This is a genomic window from Gemmobacter nectariphilus DSM 15620, from assembly GCF_000429765.1.
Taxonomy (GTDB): Bacteria; Pseudomonadota; Alphaproteobacteria; order Rhodobacterales; family Rhodobacteraceae; genus Wagnerdoeblera; species Wagnerdoeblera nectariphila.
Genome location: NZ_AUCM01000042.1, coordinates 1 through 8,987, shown reverse-complemented (window position 1 = coordinate 8,987; position 8,987 = coordinate 1). Strand labels below are relative to the sequence as shown.

Here is an 8,987-nt window from a genome sequence, read left to right as displayed (position 1 = left end):
CCCCTCTCGAAGATGCCTGCGGCACCCTCCAGAAGCGAACGCTTCCATTGATGGATCATCGTCGGGTGAACGCCATATTCGGCGGCCAGCTCCGACACCGTGCGCTCCCCCTTCACGGCTTCCAGCGCCACACGCGCCTTGAACGCCGCATCGTGGTTCCTGCGTTTCGACATGTTCTGATCTCCTCGTTCTTGGAGACCAGCAGGCCTCAGATCGTAGCTTCCGTCACTGTCCGATTTTCGGGGGGTAGCTCAGAAAAGACAGCGATAGCATTTCCTATGTCCGCCACCACGCGTTCCAGCCGCGCTTCGAGCGCCTTGGCGATCAATGGTATCTGATCATCAGCCCGACATACTTCTTTACCACCGATGGCTACACGCCGCATTCGCATCCCCATGCCCTTCTGGCTGGGAAGAAGCGGGCCGATAACAACGCCTCGCTGCGCGGTCAGGTCATCCTGTGGCACCGCTTCCTTTCTCGCCATGCGGCTAAGGCCGGGCAAGATTCGCTCTTTGGCGAAGACGCCAGCCCCGTCATGCTTGGCTTTGGCGAACCGCCCAGCGTGGAGCTGTCCACCAGCGTGCCGGAAAGCGCATGGCGCACGGTCAAGACATCCGATGACCGCGATCAGGGGAGGCTTGATCTCCATGCAGTTTAGAACCCGCATCTTCGCAGAACCTGAGCTTGAATTTGGCGACCTGTTCCATCACCCGGACCCTCGCCTTGGGCTTCTGGAGGCCGGGCCGCTCCAAACCAATCTCGGCGATGCCATCAAAATCGCGACCGTGGGCAGTTCCAAGACGGTCGAGGATGCGCAGAGCTTCATGGCGCAGATCGAAGACGGCATTTCCGGCAAGACCGACCGCCATCCGAACCTTCACCCTGACTTCCCAGGCCTTCGAAACCAAAACCCCTTCCGCTGCCGTTTCGAGCTCATGGACGGGGCGCATGGCATCATCTCGAAGTCCGAGATTGAGCGGATCACAAAGGAGCCGGACCACGCGCGGGCTGTGGCGCGCGCCGTTGAGGCCTTCACGCAGCATCTCGATACGCTGGAGACCTCCGGCTCCAAGCCCGATGTTGTTCTCATTGCTCTGCCCGTCGCGCTGATCGAGCGCGTCTGGCGCGCCAAGGTGGATTCCGCGTCCACGTTCGAAGCGGACGACAGCGGCGGGCGCGACGCTCCGAACTTCAGGGGCATGCTCAAGGCAGCCGCCATGCGCTACAGCTTTCCGATCCAGATCGTTTGGGAAGACGTGCTGGACGAGAGCGCAAAGATACCGCGCAAGATTAAGGAAACGACCGACCGGCAAACGCAAGACCGCGCCGATACCGCGTGGAACTTGCTCTCGACGCTCTACTACAAGGGCAGCGGGCGCGTGCCCTGGCGCAGGCTCCCCGATGAAGACGAGTTTCGCGCCTGCTATATCGGCATCAGCTTCTACCGCGACACCAGCGGCCAGCAGCTTTGGACGAGCGCGGCGCAGATGTTTGATGAACGCGGTCGCGGGTTCATCCTCAAGGGCTCGCGCGCGCACACCGAGACACGCGGTCGCCATCCGTATCTGACGGAAGAGGACGCCGAAGGCCTCGTGCGAAGCGCGCTCACCGCCTACAAGAACTACCACAAGCACTACCCGGCGCGTGTCATCGTGCTCAAGACATCGCGCTTCCGCGATGAAGAGGCAGATGGGATTGTCAGTGCCCTGGACGCGGCCGAAGTCGAGCTGCGCGATCTGGTTTGGGTGCAGGAATCCTACTCGGTCAAAGTCCTTCGCGACGGTGACTATCCGGTATTGCGTGGCACTTTCGTCGAGCTTGACGATAAAGGGCTGCTTTATACCAATGGTAGCATTCCTTATTACGGCACATATCCGGGGCAATATGTGCCCAATCCGCTTTTGCTCTGCCCTCACGAAAAAAGCGAAAGTCCTGTGGAGAAGATTGCACGCGAAGTCTTCTCACTCACTAAGGTCAACTGGAACTCCACACAGATGAACCAGAAACTACCTATTCCCATCCGGGCAGCCCGCAAGGTCGGGGAAGTCCTCAAGTATATCCCCGAGCACCAGCCGGTGAGCCCAGACTACCGCCGCTACATCTGATCACGGCTCATCTTCGCCGCGCCGAGGCGAGGTTCCTGAGACCAAGCCCGCTCGCCCAAACTTGACGATAGGCCAGTGATTCCATCGCTTTGACACTGGCACGTAGGCGCTGTGCTGCTAAGGTGTTTTCATAAGCTTTGTAGTATCCGAGGCAGCCTTGAGCACAGTTCTGGAAGATGAGAGCCGCGCTGATGCGGACGTTGCGACGCTACATGACGTGCTCGCCAGCTATCGGAGCGCAGCGCGCACCGAGCGCGAGAAAGGCACGTATTTCGAGCGCCTTGCTACCGCCTACCTGACTACCGACCCCATCCAGGCCGCGCTCTATGATGATGTTTGGGCCTATGCCGAGTGGGCCAAAGCCCAAGGCTGGGATGGCCGGGACACAGGAATCGACCTTGTTGCGAAACTCAAAGATGAAGACGGCTTTGCAGCCATTCAATGCAAATTCTTCGATGCCAATTACAGAATTCGCAAGGAAGACATTGATAGCTTCATTTCCGCCTCTGGCAAAGAGCCGTTTAAGCGCCGGATCATAGTTGACAGCACCGAGCGGCCTTGGAGCGAGAACGCGGAGACCATGATCCGTGGCCAGGCCATTCCAACCATTCGGATCGGCCTCACGGACCTTCAGGAAAGCCCCATCCGCTGGGACGCCTTCGCCGCGCGCGGGGAAATCATTCTAGCCGACAAAAAGAAGCTTCGTCCGCACCAGCGCGATGCCTTGGAAGCCGTGCGCGCCGGTCTTGAGGAAGGTGATCGCGGCAAGCTGATTATGGCGTGCGGAACAGGCAAGACCTTCACGGCGCTCAAAATCGCCGAAGACCTGGCCGGACCCGGCAAGCTCGTCCTCTTCCTTGTGCCCTCGCTAGCCTTGATGGCGCAAACTGTGCGCGAGTGGACCGCTGACAGCGAAACTCCGCTGCATTCCTTTGCCGTGTGCTCAGACACGCAAGTTGGCAAGCGACGCCAGTCCAAAGACGACATCGCCGAGATCGACGTACTTGATCTGGCCTTCCCGGCTACGACCGATGCCGTGAAGCTTTCCCTCGGGGCCGGATCGCCGGAGCCCGAGAAGATGCGCGTCGTCTTTGCCACCTACCAGTCGATTCAAGTAATTGCCGATGCGCAAAGCCAGCACGGCCTGCCGGAATTTGATTTGGTCATCTGCGACGAAGCGCACCGCACAACCGGTGCCACGCTCGCGGGCGAGGACGAATCCAACTTTGTCAAAGTGCATGACAACGCCGTCATAAAAGCGCGTAAGCGGCTCTATATGACCGCCACGCCCCGCATCTTCGGCGATATCGTCAAGAGCCGGGCCGAGGAAGCCGAGGCGGTGCTGGTGTCCATGGACGATGAGGCGCTCTTCGGTAAGACGCTCTTCTATCGCGGGTTCTCCTGGGCCGTGCAGGAAGGCCTGCTCACCGACTACAAGGTGATCGTCTTGGCGATGGATGAGGGGCTGGTCAGCTCTGCCGTCCAGAAACGTCTGGGCGATGGTGCCAGCGAGCTCGTACTGGATGACGCGACCAAGATTGTTGGCTGCTACAAAGCGCTCACCAAGGCCGACATGAAGGAGGATGTCGCCGCTGATCCGCACCCGATGCGGCGCGCTCTGGCCTTCTGCAAGGATATCCGCAGCTCCAAACTCGTCCGCGATGAATTCTCTGCCGTGGTGGACGAGTTCCTTGGCGTTGATCCGGTATTGGAGGAGGAAGACGAAGACGAGCGCCTTCGCTGCGAGATCGAGCATGTGGATGGCACCTACAATGCCAAGGAACGCGGGCGTTTGCTGGATTGGCTAAAAGCCGATAGCGGCGATCATATCTGCCGCATTCTGACCAATGCGCGCTGCCTGTCTGAGGGCGTGGATGTGCCCGCCCTGGATGCGATCATGTTCTTGCATCCACGCAAAAGCCAGATTGACGTGGTGCAATCGGTCGGGCGCGTCATGCGCCGCGCCGATAACAAGCGCATGGGCTACGTGATCCTGCCCGTGGGCGTCCCGGCAGGCGTTCCGCCCGAGCAGGCATTGGCCGACAACGAGAAATACCGCGTCGTCTGGCAAATCCTCAATGCGCTGCGCGCCCATGATGATCGCTTTGATGCGACCATCAACAGGGCATCCCTTGGCCAAGATGTGAGTGATCAGATCGAGATCATCGGTGTCGGGGCAGCTTCCAGCGATGAGCTCCGCGCCGTCACCGCGACCGTAGATGAGCTCCCGACACGCGCCAAGAAATCCGGCTCCGGCATCGGGACTGGCGGGGGCGGTGAGGACCGAGGCGACGGCGATAGCGCGCCTGTTCAGAGTGAAATGACGTTCTCGGTGGATGAGTTCTCCCGCGCCATTCTGGCTAGAATAGTCAAGAAATGCGGTACGCGCGATTATTGGGAAGACTGGGCGGTCAACATCGCCGAGATCGCGAAGAACCACATCACGCGTCTGACCGGCATCTTGCGCGACCCGGACACAGAGGCGCGCAAGGCCTTCGATGACTTCTTGTCAGAGCTTCGCGATGACCTGAATGATGACATCAGCGAAGACGACGCCATTGAGATGCTGGCTCAGCACATCATCACGCGGCCTGTCTTCGAAGTTCTGTTCGAAGGCCATCAGTTCACAGCAGAAAACCCGGTTTCCCGCGCCATGCAGCGGGTGTTGGATGCCCTGAACGAGGCCAATCTCGAAAAAGAGTCCCGTGACCTGGAGAAGTTCTATGCCAGCGTGCAGATGCGCGCTTCGGGCATCACCGATCCTGCCGCCAAGCAGCGGCTTGTGGTCGAGCTCTATGACAAGTTCTTCCGGCGCGCCTTCCCGCGTACGACCGAGAAGCTAGGCATCGTCTACACGCCAGTCGAGATCGTGGATTTCATCATCGCGTCCGTCGAAGAAGTCCTTCGCAGCGACTTCGGGCAGACATTGGGTAGCGAAGGGGTCCACATCATTGACCCGTTCACCGGGACCGGCACCTTCATCACGCGGCTTTTGCAGTCCGGGCTGATTTCGGCGGATGATCTGGAGCGTAAGTATCGCAGTGAGATACACGCCAACGAGATTGTCTTGCTCGCGTACTATATCGCCGCCATCAACATCGAAGCGGTCTATCACGGTCTTTCGGGCGGAGAATACCTGCCCTTCGAAGGCATCTGCCTGACCGACACCTTCCAGATGTATGAAAGCGATGACCTGATCTCGCACTACATGCCGGACAACTCTGAGCGCCGGAAACGCCAGAAGGCGCTCGATATCCAGGTTGTCTTTGGCAACCCTCCATATTCCGGCCAGCAGGGCAGCGAGAACGAAAACAACAAGAACACCGTCTATCCAGGACTCGATGCCCGCATTCGCGATAGCTACGCCGCTGCCTCGAGCTCGAAGCTCGCCAAGAGCAACTACGATAGCTATGTCCGCGCGATACGCTGGGCATCAGACCGCATTTCGGAAGCTGGCATCGTCGCCTTTGTGACGAACGGCTCCTTTATCGACGCGAAAAACATGGACGGTCTGCGCAAGTCCTTGTGCCGAGAGTTCACCAGCCTCTACGTCTTTGATTTGCGGGGCGACCAACGCACATCCGGCGAGGCGTCAAAGCGTGAAGGCGGTAAGGTCTTCGGCTCAGGATCAAGAACGCCTGTGGCCATCACGATTATGGTGAAAAGGCCGAACAGTGAGCGCGCAGGCGTACTGAAGTATTACGACATCGGTGACTATCTCACACGAGAAGACAAGCTCAAGATAATTGCCGAATTCGGTTCACTTGGGTCAATCAAATGGAAGCGCATTCTACCGAATGAGAATGGCGACTGGATCAATCAGCGCGATCCGGCCTTCCAGAGCTTCATACCCATGGCCGAACGCGACGCCGAGGACGGGCAATCGCTTTTCATATCCAACTCGTACGGCGTCGTCACCAATCGCGACCCTTGGGTGTGTCACAGCTCCCGCGCGCAGTTGGAGAGCAATGTCCGCGCGCTCATCAAGGCCTTCAACGAGGAAACGCAGAAGTATCGCAAAGCGTGCGATGGTCTGGCCAAGGACTCCTGGCCGCCCTTGGAAGAAATCGTCTCCAGCGATCCGAAACGCATTAGTTGGTCGCGGGCGCTCAAGAAGGACGCCGAGCGCGGCAAGCTCATCGAATTCGATTCCGATGCCATCGTAGAGGCCGCGCACAGACCTTTTGGGCGGCAATACATGTATTTTGATCGCCGCTTGAACGAGATGGTCAATCTCACCAAACGCATGTTCCCGGCTGAAGGCTATGAGAACGTGGTCATTTCGTGCACAGGCGTTACTGACAGAAAAGGCTTTTCCTGCCTCGCTGCAAACCGGGTGCCGAGCATGCACCTGACAGATACCGGCATGTGCTATCCGCTCTATTACTATGAGCCGCGCGAGGAAGCAGCCGATCTCTTTGATGCTGGGAGCGATGATCCCTATATCCAGCGTGATGGCATCACCGACTGGTCGCTTGAGACCTTCCGCAGCCACTACGGTGATCCGAGCATCACCAAGGAAGATATCTTCTGGTATTCCTACGCCGTGCTGCACGCGCCGGACTACCGGGCGCGCTTCAATGCCGATCTTCAGAAGATTCATCCGCGCATTCCGCTGGCGGGCGATTTTCGCCGCTTCAGCGATGCGGGCCGCGCCCTTGGCGAGCTGCACCTGAATTTCGACAGCGTGGAGCCCTACCCAGTCACCATCAAGCAGGGCGATCTTCGACTTGCCAGCATCGATGATCCCGAGAGCTTCTACCGCGTCACCCGCATGAAATTCGCCGGTAAGCGGGGCGATCAAGACAAGTCCACGGTCATCTACAATGCCAACATCACCATGCAGGACATCCCGCTTGAGGCCTATGATTACGTGGTGAACGGCAAGCCAGCACTTGAATGGGTGATGGAGCGCCAAGGCCTGATCTCGGACAATCCGAGCGGCATCACCAATGACACAAATCTCTACGCTCGCGAGACTATGAACAACCCCGTGTACCCGCTGGAGCTCTTTCAGCGCGTCATCACGGTGAGCCTGCGCACCATGGAAATCATTCGGAGACTGCCGGAGCTGGAGGTGGAGGGCGAAGTTTGAAATTCAAACGCCGAACTCTGGAACAGATCGCCGATATGATCTGCGGCAATTTCGAAGCCGACACGTCCGTCTTTCCGTATCGAAGCAGCTCCTATCTGACCGAGTTCTTCGCCGACGCGGACACCGAGCACGTCCATGACGGCTCGACACGCAAATGGTGGGTGGCGGGCACTTTGGAAGCCATCTTGGCCGAACCCAGTCCTGATCCTCGCTCGCCGACGGACAGCTTCCTGCGCGTCATCGCAACACTAATGGACCAAGGCGATGCCCTGAACGAAGGGGCCGACCGGTCAAGGGCGCTGGAGATGCTGAACGCTGCCCTGGCGCGCGAGAACCTTGAGGCGTTTTACGGCGATGATCGTATCTGTTATCTCCGCCATACTGGGACAGGTCGGGCGCTCGCACCGCAGGCAAATCCGCATCGCCCTCTCACGGCCGACGAGTTGGACCGGCGCGAGCGCCTTGACGCATATCTGGCGACATGCAGTGAAGACCAGCTCATCGAAGATGTCCTGGTCCCGCTCTTCCGGCAGCTTGGCTTCCACCGGATCAGTGTCAGCGGGCATAAGGACAAGGCCCTCGAATACGGCAAGGACCTTTGGATGCGATACGTCCTGCCGACGCAGCACGTTCTCTACTTCGGGCTGCAAGCCAAGAAGGGCAAACTCGACGCCTCGGGGCGCTCGGACGCGTCCAACGCTAACATCGCCGAGATACTAAACCAGACGACCATGATGCTGGGCCATGAGATCTTCGATCCCGAAGTCTCGCGCCGCGTCCTGGTCGATCATGCGTTCATCGCTTGCGGCGGCGAGATCACCAAGGCCGCGAAGAACTGGCTCGGGACGCGACTGGACGCGACCAAGCGCTCCCAAGTCATGTTCATGGACAGGGACGATATCCTCAACCTCTATGTCGTCACGAACACGCCGCTTCCCCCCGCAGCGCTTCCCCCCGAGACGGACGCAGACGATGAAATCCCGTTTTGATCGTCACCGGGCAACCACTTGCAAACGCGCGTATTTTCTTACATCGTGGATGGGCTTACGGGCAGACTTCCTGCTGCGTATCGCGGCAAATGACGACAATGGTAGGCAGGCTGCTTACCTTCAGGTTCCCTTGCGGTATTTCCGGCTTTCCGGTGTATCGCTTACGCTCGCATAAGAGTGCCCGTAAGCACCTAACCCAGAGTACAGTTATTTGAGCTCACTAGTTAAACTTAAGAAGGCGCAAAGCCTCACCGACGTGGCCAAGCTGCTTGGCTTCACTCCGAAAGGGGTTAGCTACGTCCTCTACAGGCTGGACCCAGCCAAGAAGTATCGCTCTTTCGAAATTCCAAAGAAATCTGGCGGCGTCCGCACGATCAATGCGCCTGAGCCTCAGCTCGCCTTGTTGCAAACCCGCCTTGCGGAGTTACTCTACGCGTGCGTGCACGAGCGAAAGCTGTCAATCGGCATCCAAACGGGCCCCCTGATCGGCGTCCAAAAGTGACCCCTTTGGCGCGCGGGTGAGCAGGCCCGTGGCGGCGTAGCTTTCCAGCTGGCGCAGCCGACGCGGGCCTGCGTTTCGGAGGGTGTTCAGGCTCGGGTTTTGATGCGCCAGCTGTCGTTGCCAGTCTCGACGATGTCGCAGTGGTGGGTGAGCCGGTCGAGCAGCGCGGTGGTCATCTTCGCGTCCCCGAAGACGGTCGGCCATTCGCCGAATGCCAAGTTGGTGGTAACGATGACGGAGGTCTGCTCGTAGAGTTTGCTGACCAGATGGAACAGCAGCTGGCCGCCGGACTGCGC

General features: G+C 59.0%; 7 protein-coding genes. 4 read left to right on the top strand and 3 right to left on the bottom strand.

All coding sequences use genetic code 11. The features are described from left to right. On the bottom strand, positions 1 to 173 hold a 173-nt coding region (locus G481_RS0118360; RefSeq protein WP_028031287.1), incomplete at its 3' end, for a transposase. A 35-nt stretch (positions 174 to 208) separates the two neighbouring features. Next, a complete protein-coding gene (locus tag G481_RS0118355) occupies positions 209 to 502 on the bottom strand; it encodes a hypothetical protein (protein ID WP_154664690.1) in 294 nt (97 codons plus the stop codon). A 115-nt stretch (positions 503 to 617) separates the two neighbouring features. Between G481_RS0118355 and G481_RS0118350 the strand changes: the two genes are divergently transcribed. The 4 genes from G481_RS0118350 to G481_RS0118335 all read left to right on the top strand — a co-directional run bounded on the left by G481_RS0118350 (position 618) and on the right by G481_RS0118335 (position 8,691). Further along, positions 618 to 2,105 carry an argonaute/piwi family protein gene (locus G481_RS0118350; RefSeq protein WP_245595009.1) on the top strand — a complete coding sequence of 496 codons (1,488 nt, stop codon included), beginning with the start codon at positions 618 to 620 and terminating at the stop codon, positions 2,103 to 2,105. Positions 2,106 to 2,262: 157 nt separating this feature from the next. Beyond that, positions 2,263 to 7,200 carry a DEAD/DEAH box helicase gene (locus G481_RS0118345; RefSeq protein WP_245595008.1) on the top strand — a complete coding sequence of 1,646 codons (4,938 nt, stop codon included), beginning with the start codon at positions 2,263 to 2,265 and terminating at the stop codon, positions 7,198 to 7,200. Next, on the top strand, positions 7,197 to 8,189 hold the full coding sequence (locus G481_RS0118340) for a hypothetical protein (RefSeq protein WP_028031283.1): 993 nt from the start codon (positions 7,197 to 7,199) through the stop codon (positions 8,187 to 8,189). Before G481_RS0118345 ends, G481_RS0118340 begins: the two co-directional genes overlap by 4 nt. 211 nt (positions 8,190 to 8,400) lie before the next feature. After that, positions 8,401 to 8,691, top strand: coding sequence for a hypothetical protein (locus G481_RS0118335; protein WP_028031282.1), 291 nt, complete (start codon positions 8,401 to 8,403; stop codon positions 8,689 to 8,691). Positions 8,692 to 8,777: 86 nt separating this feature from the next. Here the strand turns inward: G481_RS0118335 and G481_RS0118330 are convergent. Next, a partial coding sequence (locus tag G481_RS0118330; RefSeq protein WP_028031281.1) for an ATP-binding protein occupies positions 8,778 to 8,987 on the bottom strand: 210 nt, incomplete at its 5' end.

Coding starts and splice junctions, on each gene's coding strand:
- G481_RS0118350 (WP_245595009.1), top strand. CDS start 618: ATGACCGCGATCAGGGGAGGCTTGATCTCCATGCAGTTTAGAACCCGC.